17 protein-coding genes and 1 pseudogene are annotated in these 17,036 nt (G+C 60.9%); 14 read left to right on the top strand and 4 right to left on the bottom strand.

Going from position 1 to position 17,036, the window contains the following annotated elements; all coding sequences use genetic code 11:
- Nucleotides 1-16: 16 nt before the first annotated feature.
- On the top strand, nucleotides 17-508 hold the full coding sequence (locus AC1RJW_RS17630; RefSeq protein WP_493046126.1) for a helix-turn-helix domain-containing protein: 492 nt from the start codon (nucleotides 17-19) through the stop codon (nucleotides 506-508).
- A 506-nt stretch (nucleotides 509-1,014) separates the two neighbouring features.
- Here the strand turns inward: AC1RJW_RS17630 and AC1RJW_RS17625 are convergent.
- Nucleotides 1,015-1,179: pseudogene (locus tag AC1RJW_RS17625) on the bottom strand (transposase); the annotation flags it as partial.
- A 726-nt stretch (nucleotides 1,180-1,905) separates the two neighbouring features.
- On the opposite strand from AC1RJW_RS17625, the gene AC1RJW_RS17620 reads away from it, so the two are divergent.
- From AC1RJW_RS17620 to AC1RJW_RS17610, 3 genes are all read left to right on the top strand, one after another.
- A complete protein-coding gene (locus tag AC1RJW_RS17620) occupies nucleotides 1,906-3,669 on the top strand; it encodes a hypothetical protein (protein WP_493046124.1) in 1,764 nt (587 codons plus the stop codon).
- 50 nt (nucleotides 3,670-3,719) lie between these two features.
- Complete coding sequence (locus tag AC1RJW_RS17615; RefSeq protein ID WP_493046123.1) at nucleotides 3,720-4,091, top strand: hypothetical protein; 372 nt, start codon at nucleotides 3,720-3,722, stop codon at nucleotides 4,089-4,091.
- Between the two features lie 255 nt (nucleotides 4,092-4,346).
- Nucleotides 4,347-5,678: a chitinase gene (locus tag AC1RJW_RS17610; protein WP_493046121.1), complete on the top strand. Its 1,332-nt coding sequence runs from the start codon at nucleotides 4,347-4,349 to the stop codon at nucleotides 5,676-5,678.
- Between the two features lie 36 nt (nucleotides 5,679-5,714).
- On the opposite strand, the gene AC1RJW_RS17605 is transcribed toward AC1RJW_RS17610, so the two are convergent.
- A complete protein-coding gene (locus tag AC1RJW_RS17605; RefSeq protein ID WP_493046119.1) occupies nucleotides 5,715-6,299 on the bottom strand; it encodes a TetR family transcriptional regulator in 585 nt (194 codons plus the stop codon).
- A gap of 92 nt (nucleotides 6,300-6,391) precedes the next feature.
- Between AC1RJW_RS17605 and AC1RJW_RS17600 the strand changes: the two genes are divergently transcribed.
- Both AC1RJW_RS17600 and AC1RJW_RS17595 read left to right on the top strand, forming a co-directional pair.
- Nucleotides 6,392-6,721 carry a nuclear transport factor 2 family protein gene (locus tag AC1RJW_RS17600; RefSeq protein WP_493046117.1) on the top strand — a complete coding sequence of 110 codons (330 nt, stop codon included), beginning with the start codon at nucleotides 6,392-6,394 and terminating at the stop codon, nucleotides 6,719-6,721.
- A 236-nt stretch (nucleotides 6,722-6,957) separates the two neighbouring features.
- Entirely contained in the window at nucleotides 6,958-7,380 is a 423-nt protein-coding gene (locus tag AC1RJW_RS17595; protein WP_493046116.1) for a DUF2061 domain-containing protein, read from the top strand.
- 9 nt (nucleotides 7,381-7,389) lie between these two features.
- Here the strand turns inward: AC1RJW_RS17595 and AC1RJW_RS17590 are convergent, their stop codons facing one another.
- A complete protein-coding gene (locus AC1RJW_RS17590) occupies nucleotides 7,390-8,826 on the bottom strand; it encodes an amidase (RefSeq protein WP_493046114.1) in 1,437 nt (478 codons plus the stop codon).
- Nucleotides 8,827-8,927: 101 nt separating this feature from the next.
- Between AC1RJW_RS17590 and AC1RJW_RS17585 the strand changes: the two genes are divergently transcribed.
- From AC1RJW_RS17585 to AC1RJW_RS17575, 3 genes are all read left to right on the top strand, one after another.
- Nucleotides 8,928-9,851, top strand: a complete 924-nt coding sequence (locus AC1RJW_RS17585) for a LysR family transcriptional regulator (protein WP_493046113.1) — start codon at nucleotides 8,928-8,930, stop codon at nucleotides 9,849-9,851.
- Between the two features lie 195 nt (nucleotides 9,852-10,046).
- The gene (locus AC1RJW_RS17580) at nucleotides 10,047-12,050 is read left to right on the top strand and encodes a c-type cytochrome (protein ID WP_493046498.1); all 2,004 of its coding nucleotides are present in this window, start codon (nucleotides 10,047-10,049) and stop codon (nucleotides 12,048-12,050) included.
- Between the two features lie 81 nt (nucleotides 12,051-12,131).
- Nucleotides 12,132-13,412, top strand: coding sequence for an NRAMP family divalent metal transporter (locus AC1RJW_RS17575; protein WP_493046111.1), 1,281 nt, complete (start codon nucleotides 12,132-12,134; stop codon nucleotides 13,410-13,412).
- Nucleotides 13,413-13,415: 3 nt separating this feature from the next.
- Here the strand turns inward: AC1RJW_RS17575 and AC1RJW_RS17570 are convergent, their stop codons facing one another.
- Nucleotides 13,416-14,210 (bottom strand): SDR family NAD(P)-dependent oxidoreductase, encoded by a 795-nt coding sequence (locus AC1RJW_RS17570; protein WP_493046109.1) that lies wholly within the window; start codon nucleotides 14,208-14,210, stop codon nucleotides 13,416-13,418.
- A gap of 71 nt (nucleotides 14,211-14,281) precedes the next feature.
- Between AC1RJW_RS17570 and AC1RJW_RS17565 the strand changes: the two genes are divergently transcribed.
- The 5 genes from AC1RJW_RS17565 (at nucleotide 14,282) to AC1RJW_RS17545 (ending at nucleotide 16,915) form a co-directional block, all read left to right on the top strand.
- Nucleotides 14,282-14,674: a MerR family transcriptional regulator gene (locus AC1RJW_RS17565; RefSeq protein WP_493046107.1), complete on the top strand. Its 393-nt coding sequence runs from the start codon at nucleotides 14,282-14,284 to the stop codon at nucleotides 14,672-14,674.
- A gap of 3 nt (nucleotides 14,675-14,677) precedes the next feature.
- Nucleotides 14,678-15,331, top strand: coding sequence for an SMI1/KNR4 family protein (locus AC1RJW_RS17560; RefSeq protein ID WP_493046105.1), 654 nt, complete (start codon nucleotides 14,678-14,680; stop codon nucleotides 15,329-15,331).
- 100 nt (nucleotides 15,332-15,431) lie between these two features.
- Complete coding sequence (locus AC1RJW_RS17555; protein WP_493046103.1) at nucleotides 15,432-15,983, top strand: DUF4142 domain-containing protein; 552 nt, start codon at nucleotides 15,432-15,434, stop codon at nucleotides 15,981-15,983.
- Between the two features lie 100 nt (nucleotides 15,984-16,083).
- Nucleotides 16,084-16,470 carry a hypothetical protein gene (locus tag AC1RJW_RS17550; RefSeq protein ID WP_493046101.1) on the top strand — a complete coding sequence of 129 codons (387 nt, stop codon included), beginning with the start codon at nucleotides 16,084-16,086 and terminating at the stop codon, nucleotides 16,468-16,470.
- Nucleotides 16,471-16,498: 28 nt separating this feature from the next.
- Nucleotides 16,499-16,915, top strand: a complete 417-nt coding sequence (locus tag AC1RJW_RS17545; protein ID WP_493046100.1) for a hypothetical protein — start codon at nucleotides 16,499-16,501, stop codon at nucleotides 16,913-16,915.
- Nucleotides 16,916-17,036: the final 121 nt, after the last annotated feature.

The raw sequence follows: 17,036 nt of genomic DNA, 5'->3' as shown, positions 1-17,036 counted from the left end.
TTTAGAACGGCAGTTCATGTACCTCTATGAAGTTGGCAAAGCAGTCCGCGTTCGTCGCCTGGCCCTGGGATTGACGCAGCTACGCCTAGCGCGGTTGGCTGGTCTGTCGCGCCAGACGGTTCAGCAATTGGAGGTTGGAACCATTGCCGATCTGAGTTTTGGACGCGTGGTGAATTTGTTGGGTGTACTAGGACTCAGTTTTTCCCTGCCGACGATCAAGGCTCGGGAGAAAAAGCGAGGATTGTGGATGGCGGCAAAAAACGCAAGTGTCAGCTACAAGGGCAAACTGAGCAGCGAGCAGCTGCAGCAGGCCTTGGCTACCGGACAGGTGCCGACTAATCACCAATCGCAATTATTGCATTTTCTAAACGAAACGCCCTTGCAGATAGTCGTGATGGCGGTGGAGGAAACCGCGTATCTGGAAGCTCTCCCACCGAGGCAAATTTGGGCATGCCTCACCCAGCTATCCCGCCAAGTAGGGAGTATCCGTAGCGAGCTCTGGCTATAAACTACATCAAACTGACGTTTTTATTTAACTCCCAATGTGACCGACGATGGCATCGCACTAGAGTGGCCATTCGCGCGTCCTCGTACGTTCATCGTAGCGAAAAAGTGTAGCTTGGAAGGTAAGCTCCAAAGTTCTACGGCGAAGCCGTTGCGTCCAACCTCCGTACGCACCGCCTGATAGGCGGCCGCCATTTGATAGCCGTGGACGGTTATGCGTAGGTCACTTAGAAGCTTCGCCTCCAGCTAGCGTTTTCGTCGACAAAGTTCAAGGACGCTAGATGTTAGCAAGTTGGAGTAAGGGGTGGATACAAATCGTTGCGGTTAGAGGGCATCGTTGGCCAAGCTGGAGAGTTTGCGAGGTTGACGTCATAAATTGATGAAATACTGTTCTTGGTTGAATAGCCTTTGTGCAAGTGAAGGGGGAGGGGGAAGGATAAAACGGAATAGTCGCGGAACAAATTTTACGTCACGGTCACTCTTGCCAGCCAGGCTGTACACTTAGAGCCCCTAACAAAACCGCCCAATCTCAATATATCGCCAGCAGATGAGTATGCAGGCAAGCGAGAGGAATCCCTGGTGGGTATCGGCAAGACGTTCATAGCGAATCCGCAGCCGACGGAAACGGTGGAGCCGACCCAAGGTGCGTTCGACTACCCAGCGCCATTTGCCAAGGCGCTCGCGCGATGCGATGCGATGCCACAGCCCAGTTCATGATCAAGAGGAAGATATTTCCAAGGCAATCCTGTCTTGAGCATGAACAGAATGCCGTTCAAGGCGGCTCGATCGTCAATGCGAGAGTGTCCTCGTGTCATTAGATGCAAATTTATAGGGAAAATCCAAAAAGACTTGTTTGGCACATACCCTATACCAGTTCATCAATCAAACGCGCATGCAGGGCGGGCGCGATTCTTTGAGTAGCAAATTCACTTCAGAAGCCGTAGCACATTTACTTCAACGGACGAACTGGATGTAACGCTTTGATTCTGCACTGCTTTAGTGATTTGACATAATATAAATTATGCGAAATTATGGACGAATTTGTCAAATCCCCCGTTTTACAACTTATACAATCGCAAATGCGATTTACCTTCGTTCATCCTTAACTTTCAATATCACACCATGGACATTGCCTTGGCCTGCTCGGCGCCGATCTGGAGCCGCGATGGGTGCACCGTGCGCGACTGGCTCAGCTAGAATATGCCGCCCGCAGCGCATCGTCGGCCGATCTGTACCAGCGTTCTGGCTTCCCTCTCCAGGCGTTGGCAAGATGATGGCGCCCGTACTGGCGCAGTATATCGGCATGAATCGGCACCTGAAAGAAACCTCGCCACTCTGCATATTCCATTCTTCATTCGCAATCAAACCAAATCGTATCGCTACTTACCCATGGAGACGGCAATGAATGACACCCCCGAAAACAGACAGGAACTGGACCCCAACAAGCTCTTCGAACCACCACAGACCAGCGATTATTATGCCTATGATCCTCGACTGAAATCTCTTCCATTCGAGCAAGTATCCTGGCAGAGCTTTGAAAAGTTGTGCGCGCGGCTGCTGGAAGTGCTCTTCAGAAGCCGATTTCTCCAGGTTTTTGGCTACGGCCGCAGCGGCCAAGCTCAGTACGGAATCGACATCGTCGCTCTGAAGCCAGGTTCAGTAAAACAGACCGTTATGCAGTGCAAGAATGTTCGAGAGGTAAAACGGGGGCAGTTACACACTTGGGTAAAGCAATTTTTAGCCAATAAGAAAGCATCAGACTCGGATCATTACATTCTGTGCATTCCATTTGCCGTAAATGACGATGCCAAACTTGTCGAAGAATGGGCTGAGCAAGCGCTACTGCTTGACCGGCATGAGATAAATGCGGAACTTTGGGGACTAGATAAGCTAAACGAGTTACTTCGAGAACAAGCAGGTCTGGTGGAAATTTTTTTTGGTGAAAAGATTGCGTCGGGCTTCTGTTCCCGTGCTCGCATACCGGACAAATATCCGGCCCGATACCGGCGCGAATTTGAAGCACAGTACGACAACAGTGTCGTATTCGAGAACGAAACAGTCAGGCTGGATGTGGTTCCGGCGTCGGGACAGAAAGGACGATACATCTTCTGTGCGCCCGACATACGGCTTATGCTCGACAACGACGAGTTGTGTCATCTTCATTGGGTATTTAAGCAGGCGTGGATTGCTTATATTTCAGCCGCCAAATCTCTCGAATCGAAATGGCGATTTCTCCGTTTTAATCCAATTCAAGATACCCAGCAGAAGACTTTCGGCCTCGCTAAAATTAGCCGCCAATTATGGCGTGCGTTTCTCTCGTTCGCGCAAGAGCATGATTGCCGTCAAGGTGAATCAGTTTGGCACATCTTTGACAGGGCGCCAGGCATTTTGAAAGTATATGTTGAGCATAGGACAGACGAGCTTGAGCGTGGCTATCATCTGATTATGCGGGCATATCAGGATGGTGGTTTTACGCTCCCTCATGAGGACAGTATTATCATTGGCTGGTCACCTCTTACCTCAATCTCGGACGAGCCTCTTGCAATGCATCCGCGCTTAGCCTGGGACGCCGAATTCACCTATGATTGGGTTTTCTGCAACCTGCTTCCTGCCGTTAGCGAATGGATTGTTCAAAAGGAGACTCAGCGGCAGAATAGCCAATCCGGGTTTTTCGCGAAATTTCTATCGGTACCACGTATTGATATCGACCTGTCCTCGCATATCTACTCCCTGCAGGCGATACCTACGCGTGCAATATCATCCATCAGTCCAAAGTTGTCCACGCTGACTGGATATGCTGAGAATCTACAGTCATATTTTCATGTCTATAGGCGTGCTCCCGACATTTCCGGCGAATCGGTCTTGTCCGTGCTTAAGTTACTGGCGCGGCTAGTGACAATGATACGCAAGCCAGATGAGCGCTATATTCGAGGAAATCTTCAGCTTGGCGATGGATCTTTGCAGGCTGAACTCGAGAAGCTGACAAAACGTGCTCCCGCCACACTTCGCAATCCAGCCTGGCTGGACATGAGTTTGCGCTCCCTGATCGCACTATTACGTGATGCCAACGAACTCCCGCAGTCTGAACTTATCTTGTCGATTGAAACACTTTCACCGCTTTGGGAACGGATGGTTGAAGACCGGCTTTGCGACACGCTACGATAGCTGAAACTATGCCGTCATTATTTAATTTCAAATTGATAATAATATGCGGCATGGCGCCAGTTCATGTAAGATTGCCCGCCTTTATCTTTTGCCGGGCACACCTTGACGTCTTCTATGAGAAATATAACATTGAAATCAATGGCTTGCAGGAGATTTTGAATGCAAATTCTCGATATATTCCCGTGACGCGGCGAGGTGCTGCTCCCCTGTCTTCCTGCCGGCATCTGCGTTATCTGCTGCGCGTTGCTGGCGCGCTGGCCATCGCGGCAGCCTTGTCCGTGCTCAACCATGGCATCGATACCGTGACCCAGTTGAACTACCCGCTGATGCAGCGCCAGACCGTGGCTTCACGCAGATGCTGCTGGACCTGTCGCGCGTGCCGCTTGCCGAATTGCGCCAAGAAACAATACCGCAGCCGCTGAGAGAGTCCTCCTCCCTTCCCCGCCCTGCTCCCGGCGCTCTTGCGTACACCATACCAGCGCACCGGAAAACAGGCACTGGTATGGCCCGCATCGCCCATCCGAAGGGGAAAGTCCGCAACTGGTATTGTGATCTTGCGCAAAGAATAAAACCAGTTGACTACCACCTGCAATGCTTGCACTCTGAAAAATCGGACGGTGATAAACCGGCTCGGCCATGAAAAAAATACACAAGGAGATGCAATGAACCGGACAGTCATGAATACCCTCATCCTTACCCTCTTCGGCGGGACGTTGGCCGCTTGCGGCGGCGGCAGCGACGGATCCAGCGCAGGCGCAAGCCAGCTGCTGGCCGGTGCCACCGAAGCGGTCGCCTGCTACACGCCGTGGAACAGCGGCACCGCCTACAATGGCGGCGGCAAGGCCAGTTACAACAACGTTAACTACACGGCCAACTGGTGGACGCAAGGCAATAACCCGTCGACCAGCAGCGGCGGCGCCGGCAGCGGCCAGCCCTGGACGGTGGTGGGAGACTGCGGCACGCCGACGCCGACACCGACTCCTACCCCAACGCCTACGCCAACACCCACCCCGACACCGACGCCAACGCCAACGCCGACACCAACCCCTACGCCTACGCCGACCGGCCTGGCGAAGCACGCGCTGATCGGCTACTGGCACAACTTCACCAACCCCAGCGGCGCCACCTATCCGATCAGCCAGGTCAGCGACGACTGGGACGTGATCGTCGTCTCGTTCGGCGACAACGCGGGCGGCGGCAATGTCAGCCTGACCATCGATCCGGGTGCGGGCACGGAAGCGCAGTTCATCGCCGACGTGGCCGCCAAGCGCGCGAAAGGCAAGAAAGTCATCCTGTCGCTGGGCGGGCAAAACGGTTCCGTTTCCGTCGGCAACACGGCCGAAGCGACGAATTTCACCAACAGCCTGTACGCCATCATCACCAAATATGGTTTCGATGGCATCGACCTGGACCTGGAAAACGGCGTGGCGCAAGGCGCGGCCATCCAGACCTATCTGCCGATCGCCGTGAAAAACCTGAAAACCAAGGTCGGCAGCAGCTTTTACCTGTCCATGGCGCCGGAATGGGTGTACGTGGAAGGGGGCTACACGAGCTATGGCAGCATCTGGGGCGCCTACATTCCCATCATCAACGCCTTGCGCAGCGAGCTGACGGTGCTGCACCCGCAGTACTACAACAACGGCGACATCTACACGCCGTACGCCACGGGCGCCATCAAGGCGGGCTCGGCCGATCAGCTGGTGGCCACGGCGCGCATGCTGATCGAGGGTTTTAACTATGGCGGCAACACCTTCGCTGGCCTGCGTCCGGATCAGGTGGGCTTCGGCGTGCCGTCGGGCCGCAGCTCGGCCGGCTCCGGTTTCACGACGAATGCCGACGTCAGCAACGCCCTGAATTGCCTGACGCGCCTGCTCAACTGCGGCACCATCAAGCCGCTGCAGGCGTATCCGGACTTCCGCGGCGTGATGACGTGGTCGATCAACTGGGACCGCCACGACGGCTATAACTTCTCCGTGCCGACGAAGAATGTCCTGAAAACCTTGCCGTAAGCGGCATTGCCCGACTGCGCATGCGGGCTTTGCCGCTCACATGCGCAGCAGCGCCGCGCCCAGCACGCGCATCTGCAGCGCAATGCCGTGGCGCAACGCCTCCCCTCCCCCCTGCGTGTGCTTGATGCCATCGATGGTGGCCACCAGCAAGGCGGCCACTTGCGCGGCAGTCGCGTCCACCCGGCGCAGCGCGATATCGCCCGCCGCTTCGGCCTGTTCCAACGCGCCGGCCAGCGACGCCGCCAAGGTCGCCCGCGCCGTCAAGGTGACGTCGGCCGCCAGGGTCATGTTAGCGTCGAACAATTCCTGCCCATGGGCGCTGGCCGCAATTTCCGCCATCAAGCCTTGCTGGAACGCCAGCAGCGCCGTTTCGATGCGCGTGAACACGGGGCCGGATTCGGCCAGTGCGGCCGCCACTTGCGCCATGACGGTGGCATGGGCCCGTTCGGAGCCGGCGCGGAACACGTCTTCCTTGTTCTTGAAGTGCAAATACAGCGCCGCACGCGACATGCCGGCCGCCTGCGCGATGTCGAGCATGGACGTCTTGCGGTAGCCGTAGCGGCAAAACACGGCCAGGGCCGCATCGAGGATGAGCTGGCTTTTCAGGGTATCGGTCGTCATCCAGTCATGTTGACACTTTGAGTATATAGTGTCAACATGACTTTTGGACAAAAAACGTCAAAATGTCAATCACCTACCAGAACAGGACTGCCATGCACGATTTCAATGCCGCACCGACTGAAGAACAGCAGATGGACCTGCTGCGCCATACGGAGCGCAGCCGTTTGCGCGCCCTCGTGGCCGCCGATACGCAGGCGGCGCGCTCCCTGCACGCCGAAGACTTCCAGCTGATCACGCCCATCGGCAGCATGCTGTCACGGGAACACTACCTGGGCGCCATCGCCTCCGGCCACATGCGCTATCTGAGCTGGGAGCCGGACGCGATCAGCGTGCGCCTGTACGGCACGGCCGCCATCCTGCGTTACTCGGCGCAACTGGAAATCGTCTTTGGCGGACACGCCGTGCCGCGCGCCCGCTACTAGCATATGGATAGCTATGAGTTGCGCGATGGACGCTGGCAAGCCGTCTGGTCGCAGGCGACGGCCATACGCTGACGGCGATGCCTGCAGCGGGATACACCCGCAGTATGGGCAATTGATATTTATAAATCAATAGATGCAATCTATCGAGCCAGTTGAAATATTTTACTTCCTTTTGTAAATGAGAATCGTTACTATCTAACTCAAGGATAAGCGAATTCAACAGAAAGGAGCCTCCCTTGCTCACCGCCATCAAAACATTCAGCCAGGTCTGCACGCACATGTCGATCGCCTTCGGCCTTGCCTATTTGCTGACGGGCTCGCTGGCACTCGGTGGCCTGGCCGCAATCATCGAACCGGTCATCAACGTAGGCTTGCTGCCCTGGCATGAAAAAGCCTGGCACGCGATCCGCCGCCGCCATGCCGCCAGCCGCCTGGGCTTTGCCGCCCTGGCCGGCGAAAAACTGAGCCAGACAGCCATGCACATGGGCGTCGCTTTCAGCGTCATGTACTGGGCCACGGGTTCCATGGCCTTCGGCGGCTTGCTGGCCGTGGTCGAGCCGATCTGCAACGTGATCGTCCTGCCCTTCCACGACCGGCTGTGGGAACGATTTCGTTTTCGCATGGAAAACCGGGGCGCGGCGCGCCTCGCGGCGCTGTAATCCCTGCTTTTAATTTCCCGCCCACACAGGCGGACGCCTTGGAAGCCATGGCGCCGCCCGCTCCAGCTGGCCCGCCAGGCGCAGCAAGGTTCCATCGTTTCCATATCCGGCCATGAACTGCATGCCGATCGGCATGCCATCATTGGACATGGCCAGCGGCACGGACATGGCCGGCAAACCCGCCACGTTGGCCAGCGGCGTGTACGGCGAATGCTCGAACAGGCGCGCCGTCCAGCCCAGCCCATCGAGCTGTTCCTCCTTTTCACCATAGCGCCCCAGCGGCCACGGCATATCCGGCATGGTGGGCGTCAGCAGCACGTCGTACTGGCCGAACAGGGCGCCGGCGTGGCGCGTGACGGTGTTGCGCATGCCGAGCGCGACGACGACATCGACGGCCGACACCGTCTGCCCATACCGGTAGCAGGCCAAAGTGGCTGGTTCCAGCGTATCGAGCGACGCGGCGCGCCCGCTTTCCTGCGCCAGGCCGTCTATCCACGGCACCAGGTTGGCGCACCAGATGCTGGCATTGGCGTGCACGAAGGCTGGCCAGGATACGCCCAGCGCCGGTTGCACTTCTTCCACGTGGTGGCCAAGCTCTTCCAGCAGGCGCACGGTGTCTTGCAGCGCGGCATCGACGGCAGGCACGGGCCGGGCGCCATTGCTGGCGGTCCGCTGCACGGCGATGCGCAGCTTGCCCGGCGCCACGCTTACCTGCGACAGCCAGCTGTGGTCAGGCGGATTCGTCACATACGGTTCACCCGGCATGATTGCCTGCACGCAGTCGAGCAAGGCGGCGCTGTCGCGCACGCTGCGGCTCACGCCCAGCTGCACGCCCAGGCCGCTGAAGATTTCGTCCATGGCGGGGCCGTTCGATACGCGCCCCCGGCTGGGCTTGAAGCCGAACAGGCCCGTCGAGGCGGCCGGCACGCGGATGGAACCGGCCGCGTCCGTCGCATGGGCCAGGGGCACGATGCCGGCCGCCACGGCCGCCGCCGCGCCGCCGCTGGAGCCGCCCGCGCTCAGGCTGACGTTCCACGGGTTGCGCGTGGCCCCATATAGAACGGGTTCCGTGGTGGTGGCAAAGGCCATTTCCGGCGTGCTGGTGCGGCCAAATGTCGCCAGGCCGGCCGCGCGGAACTGCGTCATCAGGTGGGAGTCGAACGCGGCGACATGGCCGGCGCCCAGGTGGCTGCCCGCTTCGCTGCGCTGGCCCGCCATCGTGACGGCCACATCCTTGATCAGGAATGGCACGCCGGCGAACGGTGCCGCGTGGTCGATGGCAGTCAAATCGGCCGGCCACAGCTCGATCACGGCATTGATCCGCGGGTTGACGGCGGCGCAGGCGCGCCGGGCGGCGTAGTGCAATTCGGCGGCGGAAACGGCGCCCTGGCGCAGCAGCTGGGCCAATCCCAAAGCATCAAAGCTTGTATATTCATGGAGTTGCATCAGTTAGTTCCTGTAAAAGGTGAAGAGTAAAAGTCACAGGAACCACTGTAGGGCTTGCGCTATCATAGTGGAAATGAATAGTTGATATACAAGGTATAGCCATGGACAATTTACGCAAGCTGGACCTGAACCTGCTGCTGACCCTCAACGCCCTGTTGATCGAGCGCAACGTCACACGGGCGGCCGCGCGGCTGCACCTGAGTCAGCCCTCCGTCAGCGTGCAGCTGGGCAAGCTGCGCGCGGCCTTCGACGATCCGCTGCTGTTGCCCGGTCCGCGCGGCATGCTGCCCACGGCGCGGGCGCTGGCCCTGCTGGCACCGTTGCAAGCCGTGCTGGCCCAGCTGGAACAGGTCTTGCAGCCGGAACAGGCCTTCGACCCGGCCACGGCCCAGGTGCGCTGGAATCTGGCGGCGGCCGACGCCGCCGAATATGCGATCCTCCTGCCCATGCTGCCCGCCCTGCGCGCGCAGGCGCCCCTGTCGCGCATGGCCGTGTTCGAAGCCGTTCCGGCGCGCATGGCGCAGGAACTGGAAAACGGCCAGGTCGACCTGGGTTTCCTGGCCCAGGAAGAAGCGCCGCCCGGCTTGCGCCACCGCACCTTGTTTACCGAGCACTACGTGCTGGCGGGCCGCCACGACCACCCGCTGCTGCAATCGCCGCCCGACCTCGACCAGTTCTGCGCGCTGGAATTCATCGTCGTCTCGCCCAACGGCGGCGGTTTCCGCAGCAACGTCGATACGGCACTGGAAAAGCTGGGGCGTACGCGCAAGGTGGTGCTGTCCGTGCCGCATTTCCTGATCGTCCCGCCCTTGCTGGCAGCGTCCGACATGGTGGCCCTGCTGCCGTCGCGCCTGTTGAAGAATGCGCTGGGCGCGCTGCGCACGTGGGAGCCGCCCGTGACCCTGCCCGATTACGAGATGGCCATGGTCTGGCACGAGCGCATGCACCTGGACCCGGCGCACCGCTGGCTGCGCGAACGCATCATGGCCAGCTTGCAGGCGCCCCTACACGATTTTGCCGTGTAAAACACTAGGGAAGATTACCTAGTTGTTCGAAAGAAATTCCCAATGTTCGCGGTGGTGACGACTGCGTAAGCTTGCGCGTAATAATAAAGGGTCACCATGAACGCCATTTCCATCCCCCGCTGCGGCTCGCGCCGCCCTCCCACCTTTTTCTTTTCGATAACGACCTGGCTGGCGGCAAAGCTGTTGCTGCTGGGCATGCTGGCCTTCTGCACAGGCGCCAGTGCCGCGACCGCCAAGATGCCCACGGCGTCGGCCGAGCTGATCAAGCGCGGCGAATATGTCGCCCGCCTGGGCGACTGCGTGGCTTGCCACACCAGCCCGAACGGCGCCGCCATGGCCGGCGGCCTGGAACTGAAAACGCCGTTCGGCACCATCTACAGCACGAATATCACGCCCGACGCCAAGACGGGCCTGGGCACGTACACGTTTGCCCAGTTCGACCGCGCCATGCGCAAGGGCGTGGCGGCGGACGGCCACAACCTGTATCCGGCCATGCCCTACCCTTCCTACGCGAAGATCACGCCCGACGACATGCAGGCGCTGTACGCCTACCTGCAGCGGGGCGTGGCGCCCGTGGCGCAGCAAAACCGCGAAACGGACATGAAATGGCCGTTCAGCATGCGCTGGGGCCTGTCCTTGTGGAATGCCGTCTTCCTTGACGACGCGCCGTTCAAGCCCGACAGCGCCAAGTCGGCCCAGTGGAACCGGGGCAGCTACCTGGCGCAAGGCCTCGGCCATTGCGGCTCCTGCCACACGCCGCGCGGCGTGGCTTTCCAGGAAAAAACCATGGGCCAGGATGGCGGCAGCGGCAAGCTCTACCTGTCCGGCTTCACCTTTGACGGCTGGCATGCGGTGAACCTGCGCAATCTGTGGACGCCGGGCGACATCGTGCAATTGCTGAAAACGGGCCGCAACAGCTTCGGCACGGCGGCCGGCAGCATGACGGAAGTCATCACGCACAGCACGCAATACTTCACGGATGCCGACCTCGACGCGCTGGCGCACTACCTGCACGGCTTGCCGGCCAAGGATGGGGCAACTGCGCCGCCGAAGAAAACGGCGCCCCTCGCGGCGGCCGGCAGCGATGCGCTGTACAACACGCGGGGCGGCCTGGGCTATCTGCAGTTCTGCGCCACCTGCCACCGCCGCGACGGCCGTGGCGTGGACAACATCTTCCCGCCGCTGGCGCAGAACGACTCGGTGCAATCAAAGGACGCCACCTCCGTCATCCATATCGCGCTGACGGGCTGGCAGTCGGCCGTCACGCAGCAGTCGCCCCGCTCGTTCGGCATGCCCGCGTATGACCGCCTGTCAGACACGGAACTGGCGGAAATCCTCACCTTTGTGCGCGGCAAGTGGGGCAATCAAGGCGCACCCGTGACCCCGGCGCAGATCGCCAGGGTGCGCAAGGAGCTCAAGCTCAAGGCGCCGGACGCGGGCGGCTTCGTCACGCCCCGCTTCGCCGCCCTGACGGCCGAGCCGAATGCCAATCAATTGATCCACGGCATGCAGCTGATGACGGAAACGCGGGCCCGCCTGCCGCAAAACGTGGGCAACGACCTCAATTGCAGCAGCTGCCACCTGAATGGCGGCACGGTGGCCGGCGGTTCGCCCTTCCTCGGCATTTCCGCCTTCTTCCCGTCGGAAGCGCCGCGCGCCGGCAAGGTCATCAGCCTGGGAGAGCGCATCAACGGCTGCTTCCGCCGCTCCATGCACGGCAAGCCGCTGCCAGTGGACGGCCCCGACCTGCAGGCCATGGTCGCCTACATCGACTGGATGAAGGGTGCCACGCAGGCGGGCGACAAGGTGGCGGGACGCGGCGTGGCGAAGATAGACCGCGCGCTGCTGCCCGATCCCGTGCATGGCAAAAAAGTATATGCTGAGCAATGCGCCGTCTGCCATGGGGCGAATGGCGAAGGCATCAAGGGCGCCAATGGCGTCGTCGCCTTCCCGCCGCTGTGGGGCGAGCGCTCGTTCAATATCGGCGCCGGCATGGCCCGCACCTACACGGCGGCCGGCTTCGTCAAGGCCAACATGGTGATGGGCCACGGCCAGAAATTCCCGCTGGGACAAGGCAGCCTGTCCGACCAGGACGCCGTCGACGTGGCCGAATACTTTACGCACATGCCCCGTCCGGACTTCCCCGACAAGGTCAAGGATTGGCCCAAGGGCGGCAAGCCCAAGGATGCGCGCTACTGAGACGCGTGTTTCCCGGGCGGCGCCCTGTCCGACGCCGCCCGCCTGTGATACGCTGCTCGCTCCATCACGCAGGAGTGACGCATGCAGACCGACAGTGGCCAGGCCGACCCATCCGACACCTGGCTGGGCAAGCTGGGCCCCGGCCTGATCACGGGCGCGGCCGATGACGACCCCAGCGGCATCGCCACGTATTCGCAGGCGGGCGCCCAGTTCGGTTTCGGCATGCTGTGGACCGTGTGCCTGACGTTTCCCCTGATGCTGGGCATCCAGGTCATCAGCGCCAAGATCGGCCGGGTCAGCGGGCACGGGCTGGCGACGAACATCCGCCGCCACTATCCGAAATCCTTGCTGTACGCCATCGTCAGCTTGCTGCTGCTGGCCAATGTCATCAATATCGCCGCCGACGTGGCCGCCATGGGCGACGCCCTGACCCTGATCATCGGCGGCCCCACGCACCTGTACGCCGTCGGCTTTGGTTTACTGTCCCTGCTGCTGCAAGTCTTCATTCCGTATCAACAATACGTGCGCATCCTGAAATGGCTGACCCTGGGCTTGCTGGCCTATGTGGCCACCGTGCTGACCGTGCATATTCCCTGGGGCGAAGTGGCGCTGCGCACCGTCTGGCCCCAGTTCGCCTGGTCGGCTGCCTCGGTGACCATGATCGTGGCCGTGTTCGGCACCACGATCAGCCCCTATTTATTCTTTTGGCAAGCCTCGCAGGAAGTGGAAGATTTGCAGGCCGATGCCAGCGCGCAAGCCTTGCGCCGCACGCCGGAACTGGCGCCACGGCAATTCCAGCGCATTAAGATGGACACGGCCATCGGCATGGGCTTTTCCAACCTGGTGGCCTTCTTCATCATGCTGACGACGGCCGTGACCCTGGGCGCGCAAGGCATCACGCACATCGACACCTCCGCCCAGGCCGCTTCCGCCCTGCGCCCCATCGCGGGCGATTTCGCCTTCGCGCTGTTCAGCCTGGGCATCATCGGCACGGGCTTGCTGGCCATTCCCGTGCTGGCCGGCTCGGCCGCCTACGCCATGGCGGGCGCCTTTCACTGGAAAAACAGCCTGGAACTGGCGCCCAAGGCGGCCAAGAAGTTCTACGGCATCATCGTCACGGCCACCGTGATCGGCGCGGCCCTGTGCTTTTCGCCGCTCGACCCCATCAAGGCCCTGTACTGGAGCGCCGTCATCAACGGCGTCATTTCCGTGCCCATCATGGCCCTGATGATGGTGATGGCCTCGCGCCCCGCCATCATGGGCACGCTCACCATTTCGCGCCGCCTGCGGGCGCTGGGCTGGCTGTCGACCATCGTCATGGCGACGGCCGTGCTGGCCATGTTCGCCACGATGGCGTTCTGACGGTTACGCCGCCTTCGGCTTGAGCATGCCTTCCACGATGCCCAGCACGGTCTGGCGTGGCAGCAATCGCGGCAACCAGGCCAGCAGCCGGTTGGGCCGGCCCGCCACGTGGCTGCTGCGGCCACGGTCCAGCGCACGCAGCGCTTCATCGACCACCGTTTGCGGCGCCATGCGCTTGCCCACGGCTGCCTCCGGCGCGGCCACGACGTCGAAGAAAGCCGTGTCCGTGGCGCCCGGGCACAGGCCCAGCACGCGCACGCCGCGGCTGCGGTTTTCCGCCCACAGCGCTTCCGAGAACGACAGCACGAAAGCCTTGCTGGCGCCGTAGACCGCCATGTAGGGATCGGGCTGCAGGGCCGCCGTGGACGCCACGTTGATGACGGCGCCCCGTCCTTGCGCCAGCATGTGCGGCAAGGCGCAGTGCGTCAGTTCCATCAGGGCCGTGCAATTGACGGTCACTTCGCCAACTTGCCGTGCAAGATCGATGCTTTCGAAGCGGCCATGCGTGGCAAAACCCGCGTTATTGATCAGCACGTCGGGCGGCATGCCCAGCGCGCAAGCCCGTGCATAAGCTTCCCTGGCGGCGCCGGGCAGGCCCAGGTCGGCCACCAGCGCGTGCGCGCGGATGCCGTGACGCTGGGAAAGTTCCTTGGCCAGGCTGTCGAGCACGGCGCCGGAACGGGCCAGCAGCAGCAAATGGGCGCCGCGCGCGGCCAGGGTTTCCGCAAAGACGCGGCCGATGCCGGACGAGGCGCCCGTGATCAGCACGGTCTGCTTGGTGTAGTTGAAGGCGGTCATGGCAAAAGTGTCGTAGTTGAAAGTGTTTCTACTGTAAACTGCGGTCTTTAGTCCACGGTCAAGGTGAATCGATGCGCATCGGAGAAATCACCCGCCTGACGGGCGTCAGCAAGGACACGGTGCGCTTCTACGAGCGCCAGGGGCTGCTGGACGAAGCGCCGCAGCCGGGTTTGACGAATAACTACAAGGAATATTCGGCGCAGGCCTTGCGCCGGATCGAGCTGATCGGCCACGCCAAGGCGCTGGGTTTTACCCTGAAGGAAATCGCCGAAGTCATTGCCGTCTGGCAGGAAAATGCGCTCGATGCGCAAACCAAGCGGGCCATGCTGGAAACGAAAATCGCCCAGATCGACGACAAGGCCCGCTCGATGGCCGTGCTGCGGGCCGGACTCGTCGATGCGCTGGCCAAGGTGGAGACGGGCTGCGACGATGGCGTGGCGGCCGCAAGCAATTTACAAGGATAATCAATGAGCAACCATTACACGCAGTACCGCCACCTGGCGCTCGAGGGCGCCAAGCCGGCTCCCACCGCGCAGCAAATCGCCGCCATCGAAACCTTGCTGGAAGCACCGTTGCCGCCCGCCTTCCTGGCGTTCTTGCAAGTGGCCAACGGCGCCTGGTTCGACTACACCACTGATGTGCCGGACGGCAATGGCGGCGTGGAAAAAATGGGTTTCAATACCTTCTTCAGCGCCGACGAAGGCGATTTCTGCGATGAAACCTTGGTGGGCGAAATCCGCGCCGCGCGCGAGCATACGGGCATGCCCGTGAAAATCCTGCCCTTCGCCCGCGACGGTGGCAATTCCATGCTCTACCTGGATTTGACGGACGAAGGCGGCGGCCGCGTGCTGGCCTATGTGCAGGAGTTGCCGGAGTGGACGGGCAAGCGCGCCCACGGTTTCATCGAACTGGCGCCTTCATTCGACGCCTGGCTGGACAGCCTGTACATCGACCGCGAAACGGTGCTCGACGAACTCGAACACAGCGTCTCGGAACCGTCGCACCTGGACGCGATGGCGGAATGGCTCGATATCTGCATGCCCGCCTGGCGCCGCGATGCGGGCATCGCCGCCTTGTTTGCGCTGAAACAAGTCGAATTGTGCGCTAACGAACAGGACTAGTCCTACGGGGAGCTTCGAAAGTGTCCTATGGGTGTGCGCAGGCTGCTGGCTTAACATTGTCATCAGCTTGCAGAAAAAACCACACCAAAAAGGAGTCCCCATGCCTATCCCGACCACCAGTTCCCGCGCGCCCTCCCTGAAAAGCGTGGCCATCGGCGCCGCCGTGGCGCTATTGAGCGGCATTGCCATCAACAGCATTGCCGCCGCCGCGCCGGGCGCGTACGACAAGCAATTCCTCAGCAAGGCCGCCGACGCGGGCAGCACGGAAATTGCCGCCAGCAAAGTCGCGCAAAGCAAGAGCAGCAATGCGGAAGTGAAGAAATTCGCCGATGCCATGGTTACCGATCACACAAAAGTGGCCGATGAGCTGAAACAGCTGGCCAGCAGCAAGCAGATCGAGGTCAGCGACCAGCCCGGCAAGAAGCACCAGGCGCAGATCGACAAGCTGAGCCGCCTGGAAGGCAAGCAATTCGATACGGAATACGCGGCCAGCATCGGCGTGGCGGCGCACAAGGATGCCGTGAAACTGTTCACGGATGCCAGCCAGAAGGCGAGCGATCCCGACATCAAGGCTTTTGCCGCGAAAACCTTGCCAGCGCTGCAACATCACCTGGAAATGGCCAATGCCTTGCAGGCGGCATTGCCGAAATAGACAGCCACGCGGGGAATACTTGCCGCACGTGCCGTACAGCAAGTATTTCCCCTATTGACATACAATGCGGCAACTCCGTTTTTGGCCATGCCATGACCTCATGCAGCTACTCAAGAAAACCGGCCTGATCGCCGCCGCCCTCCTGTTCGCCCTCCTGCTGGCAGCCTGGCTGTTCATCAAGGTCAGCGCCGCGCGCAATGCCAGCGTATATGCCCAGCAGTGGAACGACCAGGGCACCTGCGTGATCAAGACCTATGTGCCCCACTACGGCGACGGCGTGCCGCAGAACATCGTGCGCGCCCTCAGCACGTCCACCTTCTTCCGCGTCTATCACAAGGATGGCACCTTGCTGGAAAGCACCGAATGGGTGCTGGACATGCATGAAGACGGCATCCTCGACCATGCCCGCTGGGGCCAGAACCAGACCCGCGCCATCTACCCGACGGACATGGGCGACGAAGGCTGGACCCTGCCCGAATGCGCGTGATCATTTAGCAATCAAACGAAAGAGTCCCATGCTGCGCGGCCCCTCGAGCGATGCTCCCTACATTCCTACGCTCCACTATTTTCTCGGCCCCTTCGACGTGTATGACCGTGAAGAAACCCTAGGCGTGGAACTGGACACCTGGGACATGAACGATCCGCTCCAGCGCGCGGCGCTGATACGGCGCGACATCACCTCGCAATACAAGGAACTCAGCTACCGCCACCGCCATGCGCTGGTGGCCGTGCTGGCGCAGGCGCTGCAAGACCCCGCCTACGATTTCCAGGCCATCCTCGAGCATGATCCCGAAAGCACGCACGCCCTGCCCGCCTTGTGGGATGACATGGCTGACCCGCGCGCTTTTTTTGCCGATATCTACCGCCTGGCCCAGCAGGATTGGGCCGCCGACCTGGCCAGGGCGGCGGCGGAAGACCCGTCCAGCTGGTAGCGCGGCGCACGCGCCACACTATCGACACGATAGGCTGCGCCCTGCTTTCCCCTATGAAATATCCATTGCGGCAATGTGCACGCGATGTTGCAAAAACGCCCCACTGAAAAAATATCTGTTG

The organism is Janthinobacterium sp. GW822-FHT07A03 (assembly GCF_058798815.1).
The sequence above is the reverse complement of the archived record's forward strand: the minus strand, read 5'-3'. Positions and strand labels throughout refer to the sequence as shown.

Bases quoted from the DNA above. Each gene is read 5' to 3' on its own strand.
- AC1RJW_RS17630 (WP_493046126.1), top strand. From the start codon at position 17: ATGTACCTCTATGAAGTTGGCAAAGCAGTCCGCGTTCGTCGCCTGGCC.
- AC1RJW_RS17620 (WP_493046124.1), top strand. From the start codon at position 1,906: ATGAATGACACCCCCGAAAACAGACAGGAACTGGACCCCAACAAGCTC.
- AC1RJW_RS17615 (WP_493046123.1), top strand. From the start codon at position 3,720: ATGGCGCCAGTTCATGTAAGATTGCCCGCCTTTATCTTTTGCCGGGCA.
- AC1RJW_RS17610 (WP_493046121.1), top strand. From the start codon at position 4,347: ATGAATACCCTCATCCTTACCCTCTTCGGCGGGACGTTGGCCGCTTGC.
- AC1RJW_RS17605 (WP_493046119.1), bottom strand. From the start codon at position 6,299: ATGACGACCGATACCCTGAAAAGCCAGCTCATCCTCGATGCGGCCCTG.
- AC1RJW_RS17600 (WP_493046117.1), top strand. From the start codon at position 6,392: ATGCACGATTTCAATGCCGCACCGACTGAAGAACAGCAGATGGACCTG.
- AC1RJW_RS17590 (WP_493046114.1), bottom strand. From the start codon at position 8,826: ATGCAACTCCATGAATATACAAGCTTTGATGCTTTGGGATTGGCCCAG.
- AC1RJW_RS17585 (WP_493046113.1), top strand. From the start codon at position 8,928: ATGGACAATTTACGCAAGCTGGACCTGAACCTGCTGCTGACCCTCAAC.
- AC1RJW_RS17580 (WP_493046498.1), top strand. From the start codon at position 10,047: ATGCTGGCCTTCTGCACAGGCGCCAGTGCCGCGACCGCCAAGATGCCC.
- AC1RJW_RS17575 (WP_493046111.1), top strand. From the start codon at position 12,132: ATGCAGACCGACAGTGGCCAGGCCGACCCATCCGACACCTGGCTGGGC.
- AC1RJW_RS17570 (WP_493046109.1), bottom strand. From the start codon at position 14,210: ATGACCGCCTTCAACTACACCAAGCAGACCGTGCTGATCACGGGCGCC.
- AC1RJW_RS17565 (WP_493046107.1), top strand. From the start codon at position 14,282: ATGCGCATCGGAGAAATCACCCGCCTGACGGGCGTCAGCAAGGACACG.
- AC1RJW_RS17560 (WP_493046105.1), top strand. From the start codon at position 14,678: ATGAGCAACCATTACACGCAGTACCGCCACCTGGCGCTCGAGGGCGCC.
- AC1RJW_RS17555 (WP_493046103.1), top strand. From the start codon at position 15,432: ATGCCTATCCCGACCACCAGTTCCCGCGCGCCCTCCCTGAAAAGCGTG.
- AC1RJW_RS17550 (WP_493046101.1), top strand. From the start codon at position 16,084: ATGCAGCTACTCAAGAAAACCGGCCTGATCGCCGCCGCCCTCCTGTTC.
- AC1RJW_RS17545 (WP_493046100.1), top strand. From the start codon at position 16,499: ATGCTGCGCGGCCCCTCGAGCGATGCTCCCTACATTCCTACGCTCCAC.